Source organism: Pantoea sp. B270, from assembly GCF_018726825.1.
Classification (GTDB): Bacteria; Pseudomonadota; Gammaproteobacteria; order Enterobacterales; family Enterobacteriaceae; genus Pantoea; species Pantoea dispersa.
In genome coordinates this window covers 2,596,773-2,621,089 of the sequence record NZ_JAHCSX010000001.1, presented here as the reverse complement: position 1 = coordinate 2,621,089, position 24,317 = coordinate 2,596,773, and the positions used below count along the sequence as shown (strand labels likewise).

Sequence of the window (24,317 nt, the reverse complement as noted above, 5' to 3'; positions counted from 1 at the left end):
ACCAACAAAGGGTTTTTTGTTGTTAAGTTTCAGAATTCGACATCTTTTTTACCAGCTTCGTCACATTTTCGCGCAGGGCATGTAGTTTAATTACCAAAAAAATGCTTAGCCGATAAGCAGTTACTTAACCTGTATTTTACCGGCAATTTTGATGACCGGCTGAACCGATTAAGTAAACTTTTTTCTTATGACGTTACCCGCCGCCTGCATCTGCGGCGGGCAGCAGGCCCTTAGTGCGCCTGATCCCAGTTATCGCCCGTCCCCACTTCAACCTGCAGCGGTACATCCAGCTTCATGCTGTTCTCCATCAGTTCGCGGATCGTCTGGCTGGCACCTGCGACGGCATCTTTGTGGATCTCAAATACCAGTTCATCGTGTACCTGCATGATCATTTTCACCTCGTCACTGTTCTGCTGCAGCAGCCAGCCGTCAACAGCGATCATGGCACGTTTGATGATGTCCGCCGCGGTACCCTGCATCGGTGCGTTGATCGCCGCACGCTCGGCGGCTTTACGGCGAATGGCATTGCTGGAGTTGATGTCCGGCAGCCACAGACGACGACCATCCAGCGTCTCGACGTACCCCTTATCTGCAGCTTGTGCGCGCGTCGCTTCCATATAACGCAGCACGCCCGGATAGCGCTCAAAGTAGAGATCCATGTACTTCTTCGCTTCGCCGGCACCAATGTTCAGCTGACGCGACAAACCAAATGCGCTCATGCCATAAATCAGCCCGAAGTTAATCGCTTTCGCACTGCGGCGCTGCTCACCGGAAACCTTGCTTAGCGCCACACCGAAAACTTCAGACGCCGTGGCGCGGTGGATATCCTCACCCTGCGCAAACGCATCCAGCAGGCCTTTGTCCTGCGACAGGTGCGCCATAATTCGCAGCTCAATCTGCGAATAGTCGGCGGCCACGATGCGCTTATCCGCGCCCGCAATAAACGCCTGACGAATGCGCCGTCCCTCTTCGTTGCGCACCGGAATGTTTTGCAGGTTCGGGTCGGTCGAGGAGAGTCGTCCGGTGGCCGTCACCGCCTGGTGATAAGAGGTGTGTACCCGGCCGGTGATCGGATTGATCATCTGCGGCAGCTTATCGGTGTAAGTGGATTTCAGCTTCGACAGGCCGCGATGCTCAAGAATCACTTTCGGCAGCGGATAGTCGAGCGCCAGCTCAGCCAGCACTTCTTCACTGGTCGACGGCGCGCCGCCCGGCGTTTTCTTCGTCGGCTTAATCCCCTGCTTCTCAAACAGAATGGTTTGCAGCTGTTTGGTGGAGGAAAGGTTGAAAGGCTCACCGGCCAGCTCGCGCGCCTTCTGCTCCAGCTCGGCCAGACGCGTGGTCAGCTCCTGCGAATGTTTCGCGAGGATGTTCTGATCGATCAGCACACCGTTGCGCTCTACGCGGGAAATGACCGTCACCAGCGGCATCTCAATCGCCTCGAATACCTGTCTCGGACCGGCTTCCTGCTCCAGCTTCGGCCACATCTGCAGGTGCAGCTGCAGCGTGACGTCAGCGTCTTCTGCCGCATAGTGCGCCGCCTGCTCAAGCGCGATCTGATTGAAGGTGAGCTGATTTTTACCTTTACCGGCGATTTCTTCGAAAGTGACGGTTTTGTGGTTAAGCCAGCGGGCCGCCAGGCTGTCCATATCATGCTTGCCGCCGACGCTGTTCAGGCAGTAAGACTCCAGCATGGTGTCGAATTTGATGCCGTTCAGCTCAATATCGTAATTTTTCAGTACGCCACGATCGTACTTCAGGTTCTGCCCGACCTTCGCTGCTTTACTATCCTCCAGCAGTGGTTTCAGCTGCTTCAGCACCGCGGCGCGGTCCAGCTGCGGTGGTGCGTCAAGATAGTCATGCGCCACCGGCAGGTAAGCGGCCTCGCCCGGTGCCACGGCGAAGGCAATGCCGACAATATTGGCGCTCAGGGTATCCAGCGAATCGGTTTCCAGGTCAAAAGCAAACACGTCGGCGCTTTGCAGTTTTTTCAGCCAGTCGGCAAAGGTCGCCTCGTCGAGGATGGTGACATAGCCGTCGGAGGACAGCACGCTGACCGTTTCCGCTGCGGCCACGGCGGGTTCATCCGGCAGCGATTTCTGCGCCTGGCTATTGCTCTTTTTACCCTGCAGCCATTTTCCTTCCTGCAGATCGGCAAGCCAGCGTTTGAATTCATAGCGGCTGAACAGCGTCTGCAATGCTTCAACGTCAGGCTCGTTAACCGTCAGCTGCTCGCAGGCCAGCTCCAGTTCCACATCGGTTTTGATGGTCGCCAGCTGGTAGGAGAGAAACGCCACATCGCGATTCTGCTCCAGCTTCGCCGCCATGGTTTTTGCTCCACGGAAGGAGAGCCCGGCCACTTTATCAAGGTTGTCGTAGATGGATTGCATGCCGCCCAGCCCCTGCAGCAGCGCCTGTGCGGTTTTCTCGCCCACGCCCGGTACGCCCGGGATGTTGTCCGAGCTGTCGCCCATCATGGCGAGGAAATCGATAATCAGCGAAGGCGGTACTCCATATTTCTGCTCGACTTCTTCCGGCCCGAGCACGGTGTTGGTCATGGTGTTAATCAGAGTAATGCCCGGCGTCACCAGCTGCGCCATGTCTTTATCGCCGGTGCTGATCAGCACCGCACGCCCCTGCTTTTCCGCTTCCAGCGCCAGCGTGCCAATCACGTCATCGGCTTCCACGCCGGACACCGCCAGCAGCGGCAGCCCCATGGCTTTTACCATTTCATGCAGCGGCGCGATTTGCGCGCGTAAATCATCCGGCATCGGTGGACGATGCGATTTGTAATTTTCAAACAGCTCATCGCGGAACGTTTTGCCTTTGGCATCGAAGACCACAGCCACATGGCTGGGTTGATACTGCATCAGCAGGCTTTTCAGCATGTTGAGCACACCATACATGGCGCCGGTTGGCTCACCCGCACTGTTGGTCAGCGGCGGAAAGGCATGATATGCACGGTAGAGGTAGGAAGAGCCATCTACCAGAATCAGGGGATTTTCTGCAATTTGCGCCATAGGTTTGTATTTTCTTCGTTGCGATAATCAGGGTTATAAGGATGCCACAACCAGCGAACAATGTTGAAGTAACAGCAGAAAGTGAGGATCTTTTTCGCGGTTACGCGGCGCGGATCGCAAGGATCATCTTGTGGATAACTTTGTGCGTAAAATTCATAACGTATTGTTATTTACGTTAATTGCAATCATTTTACGATTAAAATGTTTTTACAATCAGTCAGTTATAATCTTGCCGTGATACGAAACACCTTTTTAAAAAGGCGATCGTCTATGTGGATATTAAGCGAAAGGGTAATCAAAAAACGCTGGCGGTAAGGGATGAATAGCTTAGTGAATTAAGGATGTGGTGTGGGTTGGTTTCACTGTAGCGGCGGGTGATAACCGCGCCGCTACAGCATAAGCCATCGCGTTTTCAGCGCTTAATTACTTTTTCTCAACCAGGAATTTCACGACGTTGGCATAATCCGCCACGAAGTTATCCATTGAGCTGGTGTCCAGGCCGCCGTTGTTAACCATGTATTTGCCGTTAACGAAAATCGCCGGTACGCCCTGCAGATTAACATCCGAAGCCGCTTTCTGCTGCTGTGCAACCAGCGCCTTCACGGCGAAGCTGTTCCACGCTGCATCGTAATCTTCAGAGGTGATACCCGCTGCTTTAATAAAGGTTTCTTTCAGGCTGGCTGCGTCGGTAATGGTCTGGGTCTTCTGGATGCCGTCGAAAATCGGTGCGGTCACTTTATCTTCCACACCCAGCGCCATTGCCACTGCCCACGCATGCGTGACCACCGGACCGAAGTCGCCGCCGAGGAAATCAACGTGATATTTGGTCACTTTGGTGTCCGCTGGCAGATTCTTTCTCACCGCATCGCTGACGTGGTAAATGCGTTCAAACTGGTAGCAGTGCGGGCAGAAGAAGGAGAAGAATTCCATAACCTGCGGCTCACCGGCGACCGGTTTTGGCAGCGTAACGTACTGTTTACCGTCGTTGAACTGTGCCGCTGAGGCGCTAAATGCCAGCATCAAACCTACCAGCGCAAACCAAATCTTTTTCATCGTGAGAACATCTCCTGAGTACTTCATTAAAATTGCGGGCTAAGCTGTAACGGCGGTTCGTGTAACAGCCTTTCCTGCTCGATAAATAGTGCAATCTGCCGGCGCCAGAAGTCCTCATCGGTCATCCAGGGGAAGGCGCGCGGAAAAGCGGGATCCTGCCAGCGGCGTACCACCCAGGCCAGATAATAAACCATGCGCATGGCGCGTAAAGACTCAATCAGTGTCAATTCGTGTAAATCGAAATCACCAAATTCGTTATACGCTTCCAGCAAAATATCCCACTGGATCAATTGTTCCTGACGGCTGCCGTTCACCAGCATCCACAAATCCTGCACAGCCGGACCGGTGCGCGCGTCATCGAGATCGACAAACATCGGCCCATCGCGCCACAGAATATTGCCGGGATGGCAGTCACCGTGCAGCCGGAGCGGTTGCCACTGGCTATGCCAGCTCTGCTGCAGCGTGAGGCTGAGTTTATCTAACGCCTTCAGTAGCGCATCCTTCAGCGAGGCGGGCACCAGCGTGCTCTGTTCCAGCTGCAGACGTGGCTCAACCACATACTCCTGCAGGCCCAGGGTGGGCCGCTGGCGGAACGGGCTGTGGCGTCCGGTTTGATGGATACGGCCAAGGAAACGACCTACCCACTCCATCTGCTCTTCATTGTCGGTTTCATACTGCCGGCCACCGAGGCTGGGGAACACCGCGAACATAAAGCCAGCGTGCTGATTGAGCGTATTGCCCTGCAGCGCCAGCGGTGCGGCAACCGGCACTTCATCATCCAGCAGATCCTGAGCAAAGCGATGCTCTTCAGCGATCTGCGCGGCGCTCCAGCGTTGCGGACGATAGAACTTAGCGACATAGCGTCGCTTATCCTCATCGCTGAACTGATAGACGCGGTTTTCGTAGCTGTTCAGGGCGGTTAAGCCGGACTCGACCCGCAGACCGGCATCCCAGAGCGCATCGAGGATGACGTCGGGATTCAGCGTCTGAAAATTAAAAGCGGCTTCGCTCATCATTGTGCCTGTGTGTTACCTGTGCGTTGAACGCGCAAGGATAACACTACTCATCATCCTTGATCACACCGCGCGCACGTAATAGCGCGCTTTTGAAGTCCACTTCATAATCTTTCTTCAGACCCGGGATCACAGCCTGACTACCGGCATCACGCATTTTGAGATGGTAAATCAATACGTCATCGCTTAATTCACTTAATGGGCCACTGAAACCTGATTCCTGCGCCAGTTTTTGTAAAAATGCCAGCAGGTTGAGATCGGGTTCTTGCTGCCAGGCAGGCTGCAGCAGTTCGAGCAGTTCATTGAGTCGGTGATATTTCATCATTGATTCCTTTGCGCAGGTGGTTCGCTACCGCGAGTTAAGTATCGTCCAGAATAAACAGGGAGACGAAGATGACCGCATTTACCGGTGTGATCCTCGCAGGCGGGCAAGGCAGCCGTATGGGAGGTCAGGATAAGGGCTTGCTGCCATTACAGGGCAAACCGCTTTATCAGCACGTTCTGCAGCGTTTACAGCCGCAGGTCAATATTGTGTTGATTAGCGCCAACCGTAACATTGATCGTTATCAGGCAAGTGGTTGTCAGGTGATTCGTGATTCGCTGCCTGATTATCCCGGTCCGCTGGCAGGCATGCTCAGCGGCCTGCGGCACAGCCAGACCGAATGGGTGGCGTTTTGCGCCTGCGATACGCCGTGGCTACCGCAGGATTTTGTTGCACGGCTGTGGCAGCAGCGTGGTGCAGCCGCCGCCGTGTGGGTGACATCGGGTCAGCGTGATCATCCGGCGCTGGCTTTGGTGCATCGTGCGCTGGCTGATGATCTGGAAGCGTGGCTGCTGCGCGGAGAACGCCGTCTGATGCAGTTTATGCGTGAACATGGCGGACACGGCGTACTGTTTGATGATGATGAAGCCACCTTCCGCAATATCAATACGCCTGACGATTTGGTTAACGAGGAAAGTGCGTGATGAGTGTGCCGTTACTGGCGGTGGTGGGCTGGAGTGGCACCGGCAAAACCACCCTGTTACAACAGGTGATTCCGCTACTGAGAGCGCAGGGCATTCGCCCCGGGCTGATCAAGCATACCCATCATCAGATGGATATCGATACGCCGGGAAAAGACAGTTATCTGCTGCGCAAAGCGGGAGCCGATCAGGTGATCGTCGCCAGCGAACAACGCTGGGCGTTAATGTGCGAAACGCCGCAGCAGCCGCTTAGGTTAGCGCAGCTGGCAGGCCGTATGGACGCTGCATCGCTGGATCTGGTGCTGGTCGAGGGGTTTAAACAGGAACCCGTACCCAGGATGGTGCTATGGCGGCGCGGCGTTAAGGGAGAAATTGATGAATTGCTGGACGACTGGGTGATTGCCGTTGCGACGGATGAAGCGTTAGCGCTTCAGGTGCCGGTGCTGGATATCAATCAGCCTGATCAGGTTGCAGAGTATATTGTTCAATGGCTAAAAAACCGCTAATCACGCGGTTTTTAGCGGGAAATTTGCTGAAGTACGGACGTAAAAAGCCCCGGACTCTCGTCCGGGGCTTCTTCACTGGTTTGATGCCTGGCAGTTCCCTACTCTCGCATGGGGAGGCCCCACACTACCATCGGCGCTACGGCGTTTCACTTCTGAGTTCGGCATGGGGTCAGGTGGGACCACCGCGCTGTTGCCGCCAGGCAAATTCTTTGTGCGCGAAACGAATCTTTTTCACTGATGCCGCGTTGCCCGTCCTCGCGCTACTCAGTCACATACTTCTGTATGCTCCCTCGTACCGTCTCGTCCGGCGCCTTGCCTCAGCGCAAAATCTTTCGTTTCCGCTAATTTTTCCGTCACAAGCTGAAAATTCTTTCGGTCTCTCGGACCAAAACGCCTCTGGCGTTGTAAGGTTAAGCCTCACGGGTCATTAGTACCGGTTAGCTCAACGCATCGCTGCGCTTACACACCCGGCCTATCAACGTCGTCGTCTTCAACGTCCCTTCAGGACCCTCAAGGGGTCAGGGAGAACTCATCTCGGGGCAAGTTTCGTGCTTAGATGCTTTCAGCACTTATCTCTTCCGCACTTAGCTACCGGGCAGTGCCATTGGCATGACAACCCGAACACCAGCGGTGCGTTCACTCCGGTCCTCTCGTACTAGGAGCAACCCCCCTCAATTCTCCAGCGCCCACGGCAGATAGGGACCGAACTGTCTCACGACGTTCTAAACCCAGCTCGCGTACCACTTTAAACGGCGAACAGCCGTACCCTTGGGACCTACTTCAGCCCCAGGATGTGATGAGCCGACATCGAGGTGCCAAACACCGCCGTCGATATGAACTCTTGGGCGGTATCAGCCTGTTATCCCCGGAGTACCTTTTATCCGTTGAGCGATGGCCCTTCCATTCAGAACCACCGGATCACTATGACCTGCTTTCGCACCTGCTCGAGCCGTCACTCTCGCAGTCAAGCTGGCTTATGCCATTGCACTAACCTCCTGATGTCCGACCAGGATTAGCCAACCTTCGTGCTCCTCCGTTACGCTTTGGGAGGAGACCGCCCCAGTCAAACTACCCACCAGACACTGTCCGCAGCCCGGATTACGGGCCTACGTTAGAACATCAAACATTAAAGGGTGGTATTTCAAGGTTGGCTCCACGCAGACTGGCGTCCACGCTTCAAAGCCTCCCACCTATCCTACACATCAAGGCTCAATGTTCAGTGTCAAGCTATAGTAAAGGTTCACGGGGTCTTTCCGTCTTGCCGCGGGTACACTGCATCTTCACAGCGATTTCAATTTCACTGAGTCTCGGGTGGAGACAGCCTGGCCATCATTACGCCATTCGTGCAGGTCGGAACTTACCCGACAAGGAATTTCGCTACCTTAGGACCGTTATAGTTACGGCCGCCGTTTACCGGGGCTTCGATCAAGAGCTTCTCCTTGCGGATAACCCCATCAATTAACCTTCCGGCACCGGGCAGGCGTCACACCGTATACGTCCACTTTCGTGTTTGCACAGTGCTGTGTTTTTAATAAACAGTTGCAGCCAGCTGGTATCTTCGACTGGCCTCGGCTCCGGGAGCAAGTCCCTTCACCTACGCGCCAGCGTGCCTTCTCCCGAAGTTACGGCACCATTTTGCCTAGTTCCTTCACCCGAGTTCTCTCAAGCGCCTTGGTATTCTCTACCTGACCACCTGTGTCGGTTTGGGGTACGATTTCGTGTTACCTGGAGCTTAGAGGCTTTTCCTGGAAGCAGGGCATCAGTTACTTCACCGCCGTAGCGGCTCGTCATCACGCCTCAGTGTTAAAGAAGACCGGATTTGCCTGGTCTTCACACCTGCACGCTTAAACCGGGACAACCGTCGCCCGGATAACCTAGCCTTCTCCGTCCCCCCTTCGCAGTAACACCAAGTACAGGAATATTAACCTGTTTCCCATCGACTACGCTTTTCAGCCTCGCCTTAGGGGTCGACTCACCCTGCCCCGATTAACGTTGGACAGGAACCCTTGGTCTTCCGGCGAGCGGGCTTTTCACCCGCTTTATCGTTACTTATGTCAGCATTCGCACTTCTGATACCTCCAGCATGCCTCACAGCACACCTTCAGCGGCTTACAGAACGCTCCCCTACCCAACAACACATAGTGTCGCTGCCGCAGCTTCGGTGCATGGTTTAGCCCCGTTACATCTTCCGCGCAGGCCGACTCGACCAGTGAGCTATTACGCTTTCTTTAAATGATGGCTGCTTCTAAGCCAACATCCTGGCTGTCTGTGCCTTCCCACATCGTTTCCCACTTAACCATGACTTTGGGACCTTAGCTGGCGGTCTGGGTTGTTTCCCTCTTCACGACGGACGTTAGCACCCGCCGTGTGTCTCCCGTGATAACATTCTCCGGTATTCGCAGTTTGCATCGGGTTGGTAAGCCGGGATGGCCCCCTAGCCGAAACAGTGCTCTACCCCCGGAGATGAGTTCACGAGGCGCTACCTAAATAGCTTTCGGGGAGAACCAGCTATCTCCCGGTTTGATTGGCCTTTCACCCCCAGCCACAAGTCATCCGCTAATTTTTCAACATTAGTCGGTTCGGTCCTCCAGTTAGTGTTACCCAACCTTCAACCTGCCCATGGCTAGATCACCGGGTTTCGGGTCTATACCCTGCAACTTAACGCCCAATTAAGACTCGGTTTCCCTTCGGCTCCCCTATGCGGTTAACCTTGCTACAGAATATAAGTCGCTGACCCATTATACAAAAGGTACGCAGTCACACCCTGAAGGTGCTCCCACTGCTTGTACGTACACGGTTTCAGGTTCTGTTTCACTCCCCTCGCCGGGGTTCTTTTCGCCTTTCCCTCACGGTACTGGTTCACTATCGGTCAGTCAGGAGTATTTAGCCTTGGAGGATGGTCCCCCCATGTTCAGACAGGATACCACGTGTCCCGCCCTACTCGTCGGACTCACAACCTGTGCATCTTCGTGTACGGGGCTGTCACCCGGTATCGCGCGACTTTCCAGACGCTTCCACTGATGCACAAGCTGATTCAGGTCCTGGGCTGCTCCCCGTTCGCTCGCCGCTACTGGGGGAATCTCGGTTGATTTCTTTTCCTCGGGGTACTTAGATGTTTCAGTTCCCCCGGTTCGCCTCGTTTGACTATGTATTCATCAAACGATGATGCACAGAGTGCACCGGGTTTCCCCATTCGGACATCGACGGCTGTAGCGGTTCATATCACCTTACCGTCGCTTTTCGCAGATTAGCACGTCCTTCATCGCCTCTGACTGCCAGGGCATCCACCGTGTACGCTTAGTCGCTTAACCTCACAACCCACAGGCGTTTTGCAACGCTGCGGACTGCAAGCATTTGAGAGACCCGAACGCATCGTGATTTCATTCTTATTACGGAGAATGAAAACGACGCGTCGTTTCAAATTTTCAGCTTGTTCCGGATTGTTAAAGAGCAATATCTCAAACACGACGTTACCGTCAGTTTTGAGATATTCTGTGGAGACACCTTTCACCTGTCACCAAGCAGTGGCGTCCCCTAGGGGATTCGAACCCCTGTTGCCGCCGTGAAAGGGCGGAGTCCTAACCGCTAGACGAAGGGGACACAAAGTGTCACGACTTCGCAGCCGTCCTGCTCGTTACTTTTCTATCAGACAATCTGTGTGAGCACTTCGCGGGAAGGTATCTTCAGGTAAGGAGGTGATCCAACCGCAGGTTCCCCTACGGTTACCTTGTTACGACTTCACCCCAGTCATGAATCACAAAGTGGTAAGCGCCCTCCCGAAGGTTAAGCTACCTACTTCTTTTGCAACCCACTCCCATGGTGTGACGGGCGGTGTGTACAAGGCCCGGGAACGTATTCACCGTAGCATTCTGATCTACGATTACTAGCGATTCCGACTTCATGGAGTCGAGTTGCAGACTCCAATCCGGACTACGACGCACTTTATGAGGTCCGCTTGCTCTCGCGAGGTCGCTTCTCTTTGTATGCGCCATTGTAGCACGTGTGTAGCCCTGGCCGTAAGGGCCATGATGACTTGACGTCATCCCCACCTTCCTCCGGTTTATCACCGGCAGTCTCCTTTGAGTTCCCGGCCGAGCCGCTGGCAACAAAGGATAAGGGTTGCGCTCGTTGCGGGACTTAACCCAACATTTCACAACACGAGCTGACGACAGCCATGCAGCACCTGTCTCAGAGTTCCCGAAGGCACCAAAGCATCTCTGCTAAGTTCTCTGGATGTCAAGGCCAGGTAAGGTTCTTCGCGTTGCATCGAATTAAACCACATGCTCCACCGCTTGTGCGGGCCCCCGTCAATTCATTTGAGTTTTAACCTTGCGGCCGTACTCCCCAGGCGGTCGACTTAACGCGTTAGCTCCGGAAGCCACGCCTCAAGGGCACAACCTCCAAGTCGACATCGTTTACGGCGTGGACTACCAGGGTATCTAATCCTGTTTGCTCCCCACGCTTTCGCACCTGAGCGTCAGTCTTCGTCCAGGGGGCCGCCTTCGCCACCGGTATTCCTCCAGATCTCTACGCATTTCACCGCTACACCTGGAATTCTACCCCCCTCTACGAGACTCAAGCCTGCCAGTTTCAAATGCAGTTCCCAGGTTAAGCCCGGGGATTTCACATCTGACTTAACAGACCGCCTGCGTGCGCTTTACGCCCAGTAATTCCGATTAACGCTTGCACCCTCCGTATTACCGCGGCTGCTGGCACGGAGTTAGCCGGTGCTTCTTCTGCGGGTAACGTCAATCGGCGAGGTTATTAACCTCACCGCCTTCCTCCCCGCTGAAAGTACTTTACAACCCGAAGGCCTTCTTCATACACGCGGCATGGCTGCATCAGGCTTGCGCCCATTGTGCAATATTCCCCACTGCTGCCTCCCGTAGGAGTCTGGACCGTGTCTCAGTTCCAGTGTGGCTGGTCATCCTCTCAGACCAGCTAGGGATCGTCGCCTAGGTGAGCCATTACCCCACCTACTAGCTAATCCCATCTGGGCACATCCGATGGTGTGAGGCCCGAAGGTCCCCCACTTTGGTCTTGCGACGTTATGCGGTATTAGCTACCGTTTCCAGTAGTTATCCCCCTCCATCGGGCAGTTTCCCAGACATTACTCACCCGTCCGCCACTCGCCACCCAAAGAGCAAGCTCTTCTGTGCTGCCGTTCGACTTGCATGTGTTAGGCCTGCCGCCAGCGTTCAATCTGAGCCATGATCAAACTCTTCAATTTAAAGTTTGATTTGCTGCAACGAGTGCAGCGATGCTCTGTGAATTAAACTTCGTAATGAATTACGTGTTCACTCAGCAAAGACTTGATATTTTTTACGTCCGGAGACGCTGATATCAATCCTGCGAGTGCCCACACAGATTGTCTGATAAATTGTTAAAGAGCGGTGCGACGCGGCGTTCGGCCTGCTGTCGCGAGGTGGCGTATATTACGCTTTCCTCCTTCAGAGTCAAACACTTTTTTCAGCGTTTTTCTCCGGCGGGGTGAATCACTTCACGCCCTGCTGAGCCGCCTGCGTTGCCGCTTTGCCGTCTCAGTGGTGGCGCATTATAGGGAGTTAATCTGAAGTGACAAGCATTTCCTGAAAAAAATTGACTGAAAGCTACTTTTTTATACGAACGCGGTAAAAACAGACATTTCCCGTCTAATAATCAGGCAAATCAGCTCTCACAGCGGCACAAATCAGCGCCATCATCGCAGCGACCGATGCTATCCTGTTTAACTTACGCTCTTTGCTGACCGATTTTCTTCAAGAAGGATTTTCAATGATTCGCTCCGCGCGCAGTATGGCCGGCCTGCCCTGGATCGCCGCCATGGCGTTTTTTATGCAGGCTCTCGACGCCACCATCCTGAATACCGCGCTTCCCGCCATTGCCACCAGCCTTGAACGTTCCCCACTCGCCATGCAGTCCGCCGTCATCAGTTATACGCTCACGGTCGCGATGTTGATTCCGGTCAGCGGCTGGCTGGCCGATCGCTTTGGCACGCGTAAAGTGTTTATTGTGGCGGTTTCCCTGTTCACGCTCGGGTCACTGGCCTGTGCACTGTCCGGATCGCTGAGCATGCTGGTGGTTTCGCGCGTGGTGCAAGGCGTTGGCGGAGCAATGATGATGCCGGTAGCGCGTCTGGCGCTGCTGCGCGCCTATCCGCGCAGCGAACTGCTGCCGGTATTCAACTTCGTCACCATGCCCGGCCTGGTCGGACCGATTCTTGGCCCTATGCTCGGCGGTCTGCTGGTCACCTACGCCAGCTGGCACTGGATCTTCCTGATTAATATTCCTATCGGCATCGCCGGCATCTTCTATGCACGCAAATATATGCCAGACTTCACCACGCCAAAACGCCGCTTCGATTTCGGCGGCTTTATGCTGTTTGGTTTTGGCCTGGTGCTGATCTCCATCGGTATTGAGCTGTTTGGCGAGCGTATCGTATCGCCGTGGCAGGCGGTGCTGGTGCTGGTCAGCGGCGTGGTATTGCTGCTGCTCTATATTATGCATGCGCGTCGCCATCCGGCTCCACTGATTAGTCTGCCGATGTTTAAGACACGCACGTTCTCCGTCGGGATTATCGGTAATATTGCCGCGCGTCTCGGTACCGGCTGTATTCCGTTCCTGATGCCGCTGATGTTACAGGTAGGATTTGGCTATCCGGCGATCATCGCCGGCTGCATGATGGGCCCTACGGCGATTGGCTCGCTGCTGGCCAAATCCACCGTGACTCAGGTGCTGCGCCGCTTTGGCTATCGTAAAACGCTGGTGGGCATTACGGTTATCATCGGCGTGCTGGTCGCCAGCTTCGCGCTGCAGTCGCCGGACGGAAGCATCATCATGTTGCTGGTGGCGCTGTTTGTACTGGGCATGGCGATGTCTACCCAGTTTACCGCCATGAATACCATCACGCTGGCGGATTTGAATGATGAGAACGCCAGCGGCGGCAATAGCGTGCTGGCGGTAACGCAGCAGGTGTCGATCAGTTTTGGCGTGGCGGTCAGCGCCGCCGTGCTGCGCTTTTACCAGGATTTTGAGAGCACCACGGTGCAGCAGTTCCACGCTACCTTCTTTACCATGGGCGTGATTACCGTGCTGTCGGCGCTGGCGTTTCTGATGTTACGGCCGGGTGATGGCCGTAACCTGATCGCCAACCGCGAGAAAACGCGTAAAAGCAGTTAAACCGAACCGCGCTCCACCAGCTCCGGCGTCAGCACCAGCGTTTGCTGGCTGGCGTCGGGATCGCTCATACGATGAATCAGCGTATCAATGGCCAGCTCGCCCAGCTCATCTTTCGGCTGATGAATGGTACTGAGCGGCGGCGTCAGATAGCGCGCCAGCTCAATGTTGTCATAGCCCATCACCGCCATATCCTGCGGCACGCGCAGTCCCGCCTGATACAGGGCGTGATAGACGCCCACCGCCATCGCATCGTTGCTGGTAAACACCGCCTGCGGTGGCGGATCGAGCGCCAGCAGCTGATTCATGGCGTTGAAACCGCCCTGAAATTCGAAATCGCCGTCCACCACATAGCCCGGCGGCACCGCCAGCCCACTGGCGGCCATCGCCTGATGAAAACCGTCCAGACGCAGGCGCGCCGGGGTTTTATCCAGCGGCCCGGCAATACAGGCGATGCGGGTGTAACCGCGATCAATCAGATACTGCGTAGCCAGTTCGCCGCCCAGCAGCGCGTTATCCTGAATAATATCGCCGCGCCCTTCAAACGGCGCCCAGTCCATCATCACCATCGGCACCGAAGGATAGCGATTAAGGATATCAGCGGAGGGCAGATGGGTTTCCGTGCACATCATCAGCAGGCCATCCACGCGCTTCTGCATCAGCGTTTCAAGGCTGCGATTCATGCGCTCTTCATCGCCTTCGGTATTGCACAGAATCAGGCTGTAGCCGCGTTCATAGCAGCTGTTCTCTACACCGCGCACCACTTCCGAGTAGAACGGGTTGCTGCTGGCGGTCAGTAACATACCAATGGTGCGCGTTTGCTTGATCTTCAGGCTGCGCGCCAGCGCCGACGGCGCGTAGTTTAATTCGCGAATCGCCTGTTCCACTCTGTCGCGCACCTGCTCGCTAACAAAACGGTTGTTGTTGATAACGTGCGAAACGGTGGAGGTGGAGACGCCCGCCAGACGGGCGACATCTTTCATGGTAGCCAAACGCTTAACCCTGTTGCTGCAGGAATGCGTCAATCTCAGTGCGCCATGGCACTGAGGGCTGTGCGCCCGGGCGCGTCACGGCAATGGCTGCCGCCGCATGGGCAAAACGGACCGCATCCTGCATCGCCACGCCTTCCAGCCGCGCGGTAATGAAGGCCCCGTTGAAGGTATCACCGGCAGCGATGGTATCCACCGCCTGCACGCTGAAGCCGGGAATACGCTGTCCCTGGCCCTGCTCGCTGAGCCATACGCCGCGCCGGCCCAGCGTAATCAATACGGTATCGATGCCTTTGGCGTGCAGCGCCTGGGCTGCCCGCGCCGCGTCGTCGTCGTCGTTGACGGCGATGCCGGTGAGGATTTCCGCTTCGGTTTCATTCGGCGTAATAATGTCGATCAGCGCCAGCAGCTCATCAGAGAGCTGGGTCGCCGGCGCCGGATTGAGGATCACCTGAGTGTGACTGGCGCGCGCGATGCGGGCCGCGGCCAGCACGCTGTCCAGCGGCGACTCCAGCTGCATCAGCAGCGCATCGGCCGAACGAATCACCTGCTGGTGGCGCTCCACACAGGCTGGCGTCAGCGCCGCGTTGGCGCCTGAGTAGATGCCAATGTTATTTTCGCCTTCGCCATTCACGAAGATCATCGCCACGCCGGTGGCTTCTTCCGCCACGGTTTCCACCGGAGCGGTATCAATCTGGTCCTGCTGCAGCTGCTGGCGAATACGTTCGCCGATGTCATCTGCACCCACGCAGGCAATAAAAGCAATGTCAGCGCCGGCACGGCCAGCCGCGACGGCCTGGTTGGCCCCTTTACCGCCAAAGGCAACCTGATACTGTTTCCCGATCACCGTTTCACCCGGACGGGGAAAATGGGCGAGGTTGAGGATGTGGTCGGCGTTGATGCTGCCGAGTACCGCCAGTTTTGCGCTTTTGCTCATAGGGAGTTATCCAGGAAGTTGCGCCACCGCGAGGGTGGCGCGTTGCCATGCTTTTCTTTGGGTTTTATTTAGTAACCAGTTTCAGGTCAACCGGGTTGATCGCCTGCACTTTTTCGCCCTTCAGAACTTTATCTGCGGTATCGACGCCAATCATACCAATCTTGTCTGGCATCTGTGCAACGGTCGCGCTGAGTTTACCGGATTCTACCGCCTTCACGCCGTCCGCGGTGCCGTCAAAGCCCACCACCAGCACGTCGGTTTTGCCTGCAGTCTGCAGCGCACGCAGCGCGCCCAGCGCCATTTCGTCGTTCTGGGCAAAGACTGCCTGCACGTCCGGATGCGCCTGCAGCAGGTTCTGCATCACGTTCAGACCTTTAGTACGGTCGAAGTCGGCCGGCTGGCTGGCCAGCACGTTGAATTTGTGCGCATCGGCGGCCTGCTTAAAGCCTTCACCACGTTCGCGGGCAGCGGAGGTGCCGGCAATACCCTGCAGCTCGATGATTTTCGCACCGTCGCCCAGTTTCTTCGCGATGAAATCGCCGGCCATTTTGCCGCCGAAGCGGTTATCAGACGCCACGTGGCTGACAACTTTACCCTGCGCCGCCATACGGTCCAGCGTAATCACCGGGATGTTCGCCTGGTTAGCCATTTTCACGGCGTTACCGACCGCGTCAGAATCCGTTGGGTTGATCAGCAGCAGTTTGGTGCCGCGCACGGTGAGATCCTGCACGTTTGCCAGCTCTTTTGCCGGGTTATTCTGTGAGTCGAGCACCACCAGGTTATAGCCCAGCTTATCGGCTTCTTTCTGTGCGCCATCTTTCAGCGACACAAAGAACGGGTTATTCAGGGTTGAGACCACCAGCGCAATCGTATCCTTAGCCATCGCGCCAGCACTGAGGGTGGCGCCAAGGATGACGGCCAATGCAGTTAACTTTTTCATTTCTTTAATCCTGTGTGAAGGTCAGAGTTACTTACTGCTTTTGTTATCCACCAGCACCGCCAGCAGAATGACGACGGCTTTGACAATCATCTGGTAGTAAGACGATACGCCCATCAGGTTGAGGCCGTTATTGAGGAAGCCGAGAATCAGCGCACCGATCAGCGTGCCCATAATGCGCCCTTTACCGCCCGCGAGGCTGGTCCCGCCCAGCACTACTGCGGCAATCGCATCCAGTTCATAACCAGTGCCCGCCGTCGGCTGCGCTGAAGAGAGACGCGCCACTTCGATGGTGCCCGCCAGTGCCGCCAGCAGGCCGCACAGCGAATAGACGATGACTTTAACGCGGTTAACGTTGATGCCGGACAGGCGCGTGGCCGCTTCGTTACCGCCCAGCGCATAGATATAGCGGCCGAGGCGGGTGTGATGCAGCATGTACCACGCCAGCGCGAACACCACCGCCATCAGCCATACCGGCGTCGGAATGCCCAGCGGACGGCCAATACCGAACCAGCCAAACAGATCGGCGTTATCGCTGAAGCCGGTGTTGATCGGACTGCCGTTGGTGTAAACCATGGTGACGCCGCGCAGCAGCAGCATCATCACCAGCGTAGCGATAAACGCCTGCACCTTGCCGCGTGCCACAATCACACCGGTAATGGCACCAATAAAGGCACCCAGCGCCAGCGATGCCGCTACGGCCACCAATGCATTAACTTCCAGCCCGACAATCGATGCCGCTACCGCGCCGGTCAGCGCCAGCAGCGAGCCGACCGAAAGGTCGATGCCTGAGGTCAGGATCACCAGCGTCATGCCCACCGCCATGATGGCGTTGACCGATGTCTGCTGCAGGATGTTGAACATGTTGGGCAGCGTGAAGAAGTTCGGGCTCTGGCTGGCGACCACGGCGATCAGCACAATCAGCGCGATCAGCGATTTCTGCTCCAGCAGCCAGGCTTTGCTGAACCAGCGACGGCTGGCAGGTAAGGTTTGGGTACTCATACAACTAACTCCTCGCTGTGTTGCTTACCGACCGCCGCTGCCATCAGGGATTCCTGGGTAGCCTGCTCACGGGAAAATTCGCCACTCAGATGGCCTTCATGCATCACCAGAATGCGGTCGCTCATGCCCAGCACTTCCGGCATTTCCGACGACACCAGGATGATGCTCAGCCCTTCGGCTTTAAACTGGTTAATTAACTGATAGATCTCTTTTTTCGCCCCGACATCGACGCCGCGCGTCGGCTCGTCGAGGATCAGCACATCCGGGCGCGTCATCAGGCCACGCGCAATCGCCACTTTTTGCTGATTACCGCCGGACAGCAGACCGATCGGCTGCATCATTGACGGCGTTTTCACATTGAACAGGCGGATAAAATCGCCCACCGCCAGCTGCTCTTCGGCGTGCTTCAGGCCGCCATCGGCGCGGCTGAAGTAGCGCAGCGCGGTCAGCGACATGTTCTCTTTGACCGACATCCCGAGCACCAGCCCGTCACGCTTACGGTCTTCCGAGATATAGACGATGCCGTTGGCCAGGCCGTCCTGCGGCGAGCGGGTGACAATCTCGCGGCCGTCAAGCGTCACTTTGCCGTGCGTACGCGGCAGCGCGCCGTATAGCACCTTCATTAATTCGGTGCGGCCCGCGCCCATCAGACCGGAGATGCCCAGAATCTCGCCCTTACGCAGGGTAAAACTGACATCCTCTACGCCCGGTCCGCTAACGTGCTCGACCCGCAGCCGCACCTCGCCCGGTGTCTGATCGAGATGCGGATACTGATCCTCGAGCTTGCGGCCGACCATCATTTCGATCAGGCCCTCTTCGCTCAGATCGCCCACCGCGCGCTCGGCAATAAACTGGCCGTCGCGGAACACGGTGACGTCGTCGCAAATCTCAAAGATCTCTTTCATGCGGTGGGAGATATAAACAATGCCGCAGCCCTGCGCTTTCAGCTCATTGATGACGCGGAACAGCGACAGGGTTTCGGTATCGGTCAGCGCATCGGTCGGTTCATCCATAATGATGACCTGCGACTCGAAGCTGAGCACTTTGGCGATCTCCACCATTTGCTGGTCGCCAATCGACAGATCGCCCACCAGCTTGTGGCTGCTGAAGCGCAGATTAAGACGCTTTAACAGCGCATCCGCGGCGGCATACATCTGTTTCCAGTTGATGCGGCCAAAGCGGTTCACGAATTCGCGGCCGAGGAAAATATTCTCCGCGACGGTCAGCTGCGGGATCAGGTTCAGCTCCTGATGGATGATGCCGATGCCGGCTTCCTGAGACGCTTTCGGCCCGGAGAACGTCACTTCTTTGCCCAGCCAGTGCAGCGAACCGGCGTCCATGCTGTAGATGCCGGTCAGCACCTTCATCATGGTGGATTTGCCTGCACCGTTTTCCCCGACCAGCGCCATCACGCGCCCGGGATAGACCGCCAGCGATGCGCCATTGAGCGCCTTCACGCCGGGAAAGGATTTTTCAATGCCCCTGAGTTGCAATAATGGTTGCATAGCGGCCTCAGAAAGTGACGCCCGCGCTCAGGATGACATTCGCATACGGAGAGCACTCTCCGCTGCGAATGACCGCCTGACTGCGCTGAGTGTGTTGTTTGAACTGTTCATGGCTGGTGTAACGAACGCTAATCACATTCCCCTGGTGCTGTTGCAAGGCTTCGAGCACGGCGATCAGCTGGCTGTGGAGTTGCGGATTGTGTTGTTGGATCTCTTCCGCTATCAGGGCACTCTCAACCTGCATCTCCTGCGTGATGACCTCCACCACCTGTAAAAAATCGGGCGTACCGGGCGTCAGCGCCAGATCGATGCGCTGTGGACCGGCCGGGATCGGCAAGCCCGCATCGGCAATCGTCAGCGTATCGGTATGCCCGAGGCGGGCAATCACATGAGAGACTTCAGCGTTTAACAGGCGACCTTTTTTCATTTATTCCACTCCACAGCGAAACGTTTCGCTGTCTGGCAGTGTATTAAATGTACATGGCAACTCAATGACGGCATCACGGAAATGTGATCGCCATCGAAACGTTTCGCCTGGGCCGGGGAAAATTTGAGTTTGGCGGGATGGCGGAGCCAGCGACGTGGCTCCGCAGGGGGAAGTTAAGGCAGTTTACGCACCTGTTTAACGTCCAGTTCAATCGAATTGAAATCCTTATCCAGTTCGCCGGTCAACTCGACCTGATCCTTCGGCGTAATGGTCTGGCCGTTCCAGCGTTTGTGGTCGATCTCCACTTTCATGCTGCCGCTGCTGTCGCGGAACAGATAATCTTCATCGCCGATCTGCTTATCAAGCTGGCCGCGCACGGTGATCCAGCTGTCATCCTTCATCTCTTCGGCCTGCTTGACCGTCACCACACTGCTGTTATCGGCCTTAAAACCGCCGGCTTTAGCCTGAGCGGCTGGCGCGTTCGGGTCGACAAAGCCACCCTGCTGGGCGGCTAACACCGGGGTTGCCGCCAGGGCGATAATGGCGAATAGCGCTGCACTCTTTTTCATTTTTCACCTCATTTCCATGTCTGTGCGGATTACGGGAGCTATTTCACCACAGGGTTCTTAACAGGATCTTAAGGGAAAAAAAGAGGGGAAAAATAAGCCAAAACGGGCGAATGACGCTGTACAAGCGCGCATCTGCTTCGTATAAACCCCCAGATAACCGGGAGAAACGCATGCGCATTTTATTAATTGAAGACGATACGCTGATTGGCGATGGCCTGAAGGTCGGCCTGACCAAACTGGGTTTCAGCGTCGACTGGTTTGTCAGCGGCGAAGCCGGATTTCAGGCGCTCAACGCGGCGCCATGGGATGCCGTGGTGCTGGATCTGTCGCTGCCGCAACGTGACGGGCTGGACATCCTGCGCCAGTGGCGTGAGCAGGGCGCGGATGTCCCGGTGCTGATCCTCACCGCACGCGATGCGCTGGACCAGCGCGTGCAGGGCCTGCAACTCGGTGCCGACGACTATCTGTGTAAGCCGTTTGCGCTGACGGAGGTGGCCGCGCGTCTGCAGGCGCTGATTCGTCGCCGTCACGGTCAGCTGCAGCCGGAGCTGCGTCACGGCAGGGTGGTGATGGCTCCCGGCAGCCACAGCGTGATGGTCGATGGCGAACCGCTCAGCCTGAAAAGCCGTGAGCTGGCGCTGCTGGAGCTGTTCCTGCGCAATCCCGGTCGCGTGCTGACGCGCGCACAGCTGGAGGAGAAACTGTACAACTGGGACGACGACGTCTCCAGTAACGCGGTCGAAGTGCACATCCACCATCTGCGTAAAAAGCTCGGCAGTCAGTTCATCCGCACCGTGCACGGTATTGGCTACACGCTGGGAGCGGCAGAATGAGTCTGTTCCTGCGACTGGCCATTGGCTTTCTGCTGTTAATTATTCTGTGTGGAGCCAGCGCCACCTTTAGCGCATGGCAGCAGACGCGCGACACCGTTAATGAGCTGTTTGATACCCAGCAGATGCTGTTCGCCAAACGCCTGCTGGCGCTGGATGCCAGTCGCCTGCAGGCCGCCTCGCTGCCAAAAACCAAAGCGATTCTGCGCCACCATCGCGGCGATCAGGATGACGACGCGCTGGCCTTTGCGCTGTTCAGCGCCGACGGCAAACCGCTGCTGAACGACGGCGAAAACGGCCGCGATTTGCAGTTTACAGCGGATCGTGACGGCTTCCACGATGGTCGCCTGCGTGGCGATGACGATCGCTGGCGGCTGCTGTGGCTGACGTCAGCCGATAAGCAGTGGCGCGTGGTGGTCGGACAGGAGTGGGAATATCGTGATGACATGACGCGCGATCTGGCACTGAGCAGCCTGCTGCCGTGGCTGGTGGCCATGCCGCTGATGCTGCTGTTGCTGCTGGCGCTGGTGTGGTTTGAGCTGCGTCCGCTGAAACGCCTGACTGCATCGCTGCAGCAGCGCGCGCCGGATGATGCCACCCCGCTGACGCCGCAACGCCTGCCGCTGGAGGTGAAGCCGCTGGTGGCGGCGCTGAATGGCCTGTTTGCCCGTATGGCACAGCTGGTCCAGCGCGAGCGGCAGTTTACCTCCGATGCGGCGCACGAGCTGCGCAGCCCGCTGGCGGCGCTGCGCGTGCAGAGTGAGGTGATTCAGCTGGCCGGCGATGACGAGGCGATGCGTAACCATGCGCTGCAGCAGCTCGACAGCGGCATCCTGCGCGCCACGCGGCTGGTCGATCAGCTACTGACGCTGTCGCGCGTCGAAGCGGACGATCTGCGCAGCGAATTTCAGCCGGTCCCCCTCGCGCCGTTGCTGCACCAGCTGGTGACCGAACATCAGGCACAGGCGGCAGCGCAGCATATCAGGCTGACGCTGACGGCTGACGCGGAACCGGTGATGAACGGTCATCCACTGCTGCTGGGTTTACTGCTGCGCAATCTGCTGGATAACGCGCTGCGCTACACGCCGTCCGGCAGTGAGATTCAGCTGCGGCTCAGCGCGCGCAGGCTGGAGATCGCGGATAACGGACCGGGCGTCAGCGCAGAGCAGCTGGCGCGGCTGGGCGAACGCTTCTGGCGACCGCCGGGGCAGGCGCAAACCGGCAGCGGGCTTGGCTTGTCGATTGTGAAAAATGTGGCTCAGCTGCACGGCATCCGGCTGACCTTTAGCGCGGTGCAGCCGCAGGGGCTGCGCGTCACCCTCAGCTGGTGACGCGCGATGCGTCAGATTTCGACCTGAGTACCGAGCTCGATTACCCGGTTAGGCGGAATTTCAAACTGATCCGGCGCGCGCAGGGCGTTGCGCTGCAGCGCAAGGAACAGCTTGCCGCGCAGACGCAGATACCACGGGCGTTTGCCGATGATCAGCGACTCGTGTGACATAAAGAACGAGGTTTCCATCATGCGGCAGTTGAGCCCTTCGAGGCCGCAGCGGTGGAAAATCTCCTCGACGTTCGGCGTTTCGCGCCAGCCGTAGCTTGCCACCACGCGCCAGAAGGTGGGCGACAGCTGCTCAATGGTCACGCGACGCACGTTGTGCACATAAGGCGCATCTTCGGTACGCAGCGTCAGCAGCACCACGCGCTCGTGCAGCACCTTGTTGTGCTTCAGGTTATGCAGCATGGCAAAGGGGATGACATTGAGCGCCCGTGACATGTAGACCGCCGTGCCCGGCACGCGCACCGGCGGCGATTTCTCCAGCGAGGCGATCATCGCCTCCAGCGAATTGCCATGCTCATGCATACGACGCAGCAGGCGGAAGCGCTCGCTCTTCCACGTGGTCATCACGATAAACATCATCAGTGCCAGCGTCAGCGGCAGCCAGCCGCCGGAGAACACTTTGACCAGGTTAGCGGAGAACAGCGAAACATCGATGCACAGCATCGCGATGAGAATCAGCACCACCAGGTAGCGATTCCAGTGCCAGTTCTGAATCGCCACCGTTGAACACAGAATGGCGGTCAGCACCATGGTACCGGTCACCGCAATCCCGTAGGCGGCCGCCAGATTACTGGAGTGCTCAAAGCCGACGATCACAATCACCACAGAGAAATAGAGCAGCCAGTTGATCACCGGAATATAAATCTGGCCGGATTCTTCTTCGGACGTGTGCACGATGCGCATCGGCGGCAGATAGCCAAGACGCACCGCCTGGCGCGTCAGCGAGAATACGCCGGAGATCACCGCCTGCGAGGCGATCACCGTGGCCAGCGTAGCGAGAATCAGCATCGGAATCAGCGCCCAGTCCGGCGCCAGCAGGAAGAACGGGTTTTTGATGGCCTCCGGATGCTCCAGCAGCAGCGCCCCCTGGCCGAAATAGTTGAGCACCAGCGACGGCAGCACCACCACAAACCATGCCAGGCGAATCGGAAACTTACCAAAGTGGCCCATATCGGCATACAGCGCTTCAACGCCGGTGATCGCCAGCACCACCGCGCCCAGCGCGAAGAACGATACCGTTTTGTACTGAATAAAGAAGTGCAGCGCCCAGTACGGGTTCATGGCGTGCAGCACCTCGGGATTATTGATGATACTGCGCGCGCCCAGCACCGCCAGGATGATGAACCACAGCAGCATTACCGGTGCAAACAGCTTACCGACAATGCCGGTGCCATGTTTCTGAATAACAAACAGCAGCGTCAGTACCGCAATCGCCAGCGGCACAATGTAGCTATCGAGGCTCGGCGCGGCGATCTCCAGCCCTTCGATGGCCGAAAGCACGGATACCGCCGGCGTGATCACCACTTCCCCGTAGAAGAAGCTGCCGCCAATCAGCCCCATGATCACCAGAATCGCCGTGGCGCGTGCGCCGGTATTGCGGCCCGCCAGTGACATCAGCGTCAGGATCCCGCCTTCACCGGCGTTGTCGGCGCGCATCACATAACTGATGTATTTAAGCGAAACCACCAGAATCAGCAGCCAGAAGATCAGCGACAGAAAGCCAAACACCGCCTCGCGTTCCACGCCAAAGCCGAACTGACCAGAGAGACACTCGCGCAGGGTATAGAGCGGGCTGGTACCGATATCGCCATACACCACGCCGATCGCCGCCAGAGTGACTGCGCCAAGGGACTGTTTCTTATCCGAGCTCATAAGTTGTCTTTTGTTGGAGCCGCGCAGGCCTCAGCCCGGCGCTCAGATCATCAAAAAGCGCACAGTATGCACATATTCCCGAAAAAACCTACTTTTACCGTCTGGCATTACGCCGTCAGCACGGCGTTTTTTCGCCGAAAATCGGCGCGAAATGCGCTGAAAACCCGCGATTTGCCTCACCT

At 56.8% G+C, this 24,317-nt stretch carries 17 protein-coding genes, 1 tRNA gene and 3 rRNA genes; 5 read left to right on the top strand and 16 right to left on the bottom strand.

Features of this window, described 5'->3' with window-relative positions:
• Nucleotides 1–230: 230 nt before the first annotated feature.
• The 4 genes from polA to KOL70_RS12525 form a co-directional block, all read right to left on the bottom strand.
• Nucleotides 231–3,020 (bottom strand): DNA polymerase I, encoded by a 2,790-nt coding sequence (gene polA, locus KOL70_RS12540; protein WP_215480735.1) that lies wholly within the window; start codon nt 3,018–3,020, stop codon nt 231–233.
• Between the two features lie 423 nt (nt 3,021–3,443).
• Nucleotides 3,444–4,073: a thiol:disulfide interchange protein DsbA gene (dsbA, locus tag KOL70_RS12535; protein WP_021507125.1), complete on the bottom strand. Its 630-nt coding sequence runs from the start codon at nt 4,071–4,073 to the stop codon at nt 3,444–3,446.
• 26 nt (nt 4,074–4,099) lie between these two features.
• The gene (locus KOL70_RS12530; RefSeq protein WP_104094272.1) at nt 4,100–5,086 is read right to left on the bottom strand and encodes a serine/threonine protein kinase; all 987 of its coding nucleotides are present in this window, start codon (nt 5,084–5,086) and stop codon (nt 4,100–4,102) included.
• 46 nt (nt 5,087–5,132) lie between these two features.
• Nucleotides 5,133–5,408, bottom strand: a complete 276-nt coding sequence (locus KOL70_RS12525) for a YihD family protein (RefSeq protein ID WP_021313943.1) — start codon at nt 5,406–5,408, stop codon at nt 5,133–5,135.
• 71 nt (nt 5,409–5,479) lie between these two features.
• Here KOL70_RS12525 and mobA point away from each other — a divergent pair, with 71 nt between their 5' ends.
• Together mobA and mobB are read left to right on the top strand one after the other, a co-directional pair.
• Nucleotides 5,480–6,052 carry a molybdenum cofactor guanylyltransferase MobA gene (mobA, locus tag KOL70_RS12520; RefSeq protein WP_215480734.1) on the top strand — a complete coding sequence of 191 codons (573 nt, stop codon included), beginning with the start codon at nt 5,480–5,482 and terminating at the stop codon, nt 6,050–6,052.
• Nucleotides 6,052–6,555 (top strand): molybdopterin-guanine dinucleotide biosynthesis protein MobB, encoded by a 504-nt coding sequence (gene mobB / locus KOL70_RS12515; RefSeq protein ID WP_215480733.1) that lies wholly within the window; start codon nt 6,052–6,054, stop codon nt 6,553–6,555. The genes mobA and mobB overlap by 1 nt, the downstream gene beginning before the upstream one ends.
• A gap of 85 nt (nt 6,556–6,640) precedes the next feature.
• On the opposite strand, the gene rrf is transcribed toward mobB, so the two are convergent.
• The 4 genes from rrf to KOL70_RS12495 form a co-directional block, all read right to left on the bottom strand.
• Nucleotides 6,641–6,756 (bottom strand): 5S ribosomal RNA (gene rrf / locus KOL70_RS12510).
• 205 nt (nt 6,757–6,961) lie between these two features.
• Nucleotides 6,962–9,866: ribosomal RNA gene (locus KOL70_RS12505) — 23S ribosomal RNA — on the bottom strand.
• A gap of 214 nt (nt 9,867–10,080) precedes the next feature.
• Nucleotides 10,081–10,155 (bottom strand) — tRNA-Glu (locus tag KOL70_RS12500).
• 88 nt (nt 10,156–10,243) lie between these two features.
• Nucleotides 10,244–11,785, bottom strand: a 16S ribosomal RNA gene (locus KOL70_RS12495).
• Together the 16S, 23S and 5S rRNA genes with 1 tRNA gene alongside form the textbook arrangement of a ribosomal RNA operon.
• 542 nt (nt 11,786–12,327) lie before the next feature.
• Between KOL70_RS12495 and mdtD the strand changes: the two genes are divergently transcribed.
• Nucleotides 12,328–13,731, top strand: coding sequence for a multidrug transporter subunit MdtD (gene mdtD, locus KOL70_RS12490; RefSeq protein ID WP_215480732.1), 1,404 nt, complete (start codon nt 12,328–12,330; stop codon nt 13,729–13,731).
• On the opposite strand, the gene rbsR is transcribed toward mdtD, so the two are convergent.
• The 7 genes from rbsR to KOL70_RS12455 all read right to left on the bottom strand — a co-directional run bounded on the left by rbsR (nt 13,728) and on the right by KOL70_RS12455 (nt 20,094).
• Entirely contained in the window at nt 13,728–14,720 is a 993-nt protein-coding gene (rbsR, locus tag KOL70_RS12485) for a ribose operon transcriptional repressor RbsR (RefSeq protein WP_369597187.1), read from the bottom strand. The two genes, mdtD and rbsR, sit on opposite strands and share 4 nt — an antisense overlap.
• Nucleotides 14,721–14,724: 4 nt before the next feature.
• Nucleotides 14,725–15,654 (bottom strand): ribokinase, encoded by a 930-nt coding sequence (rbsK, locus tag KOL70_RS12480; RefSeq protein WP_166720610.1) that lies wholly within the window; start codon nt 15,652–15,654, stop codon nt 14,725–14,727.
• A 64-nt stretch (nt 15,655–15,718) separates the two neighbouring features.
• Nucleotides 15,719–16,594, bottom strand: coding sequence for a ribose ABC transporter substrate-binding protein RbsB (gene rbsB / locus KOL70_RS12475; RefSeq protein ID WP_021508171.1), 876 nt, complete (start codon nt 16,592–16,594; stop codon nt 15,719–15,721).
• 27 nt (nt 16,595–16,621) lie between these two features.
• Nucleotides 16,622–17,593, bottom strand: a complete 972-nt coding sequence (gene rbsC, locus KOL70_RS12470) for a ribose ABC transporter permease (RefSeq protein WP_021508172.1) — start codon at nt 17,591–17,593, stop codon at nt 16,622–16,624.
• Nucleotides 17,590–19,098, bottom strand: a complete 1,509-nt coding sequence (gene rbsA, locus KOL70_RS12465; protein ID WP_215480731.1) for a ribose ABC transporter ATP-binding protein RbsA — start codon at nt 19,096–19,098, stop codon at nt 17,590–17,592. The genes rbsC and rbsA overlap by 4 nt, the downstream gene beginning before the upstream one ends.
• 7 nt (nt 19,099–19,105) lie before the next feature.
• Nucleotides 19,106–19,525, bottom strand: coding sequence for a D-ribose pyranase (gene rbsD, locus KOL70_RS12460; protein WP_021313542.1), 420 nt, complete (start codon nt 19,523–19,525; stop codon nt 19,106–19,108).
• A gap of 173 nt (nt 19,526–19,698) precedes the next feature.
• Nucleotides 19,699–20,094 (bottom strand): YgiW/YdeI family stress tolerance OB fold protein, encoded by a 396-nt coding sequence (locus KOL70_RS12455; RefSeq protein WP_058758226.1) that lies wholly within the window; start codon nt 20,092–20,094, stop codon nt 19,699–19,701.
• A 170-nt stretch (nt 20,095–20,264) separates the two neighbouring features.
• On the opposite strand from KOL70_RS12455, the gene qseB reads away from it, so the two are divergent.
• Together qseB and qseC are read left to right on the top strand one after the other, a co-directional pair.
• The gene (gene qseB / locus KOL70_RS12450) at nt 20,265–20,927 is read left to right on the top strand and encodes a quorum sensing response regulator transcription factor QseB (RefSeq protein WP_215480730.1); all 663 of its coding nucleotides are present in this window, start codon (nt 20,265–20,267) and stop codon (nt 20,925–20,927) included.
• The gene (qseC, locus tag KOL70_RS12445; RefSeq protein ID WP_215480729.1) at nt 20,924–22,255 is read left to right on the top strand and encodes a quorum sensing histidine kinase QseC; all 1,332 of its coding nucleotides are present in this window, start codon (nt 20,924–20,926) and stop codon (nt 22,253–22,255) included. The genes qseB and qseC overlap by 4 nt, the downstream gene beginning before the upstream one ends.
• An 11-nt stretch (nt 22,256–22,266) precedes the next feature.
• Here the strand turns inward: qseC and kup are convergent, their stop codons facing one another.
• A complete protein-coding gene (kup, locus tag KOL70_RS12440; RefSeq protein ID WP_021508177.1) occupies nt 22,267–24,135 on the bottom strand; it encodes a low affinity potassium transporter Kup in 1,869 nt (622 codons plus the stop codon).
• Nucleotides 24,136–24,317 lie beyond the last annotated feature (182 nt).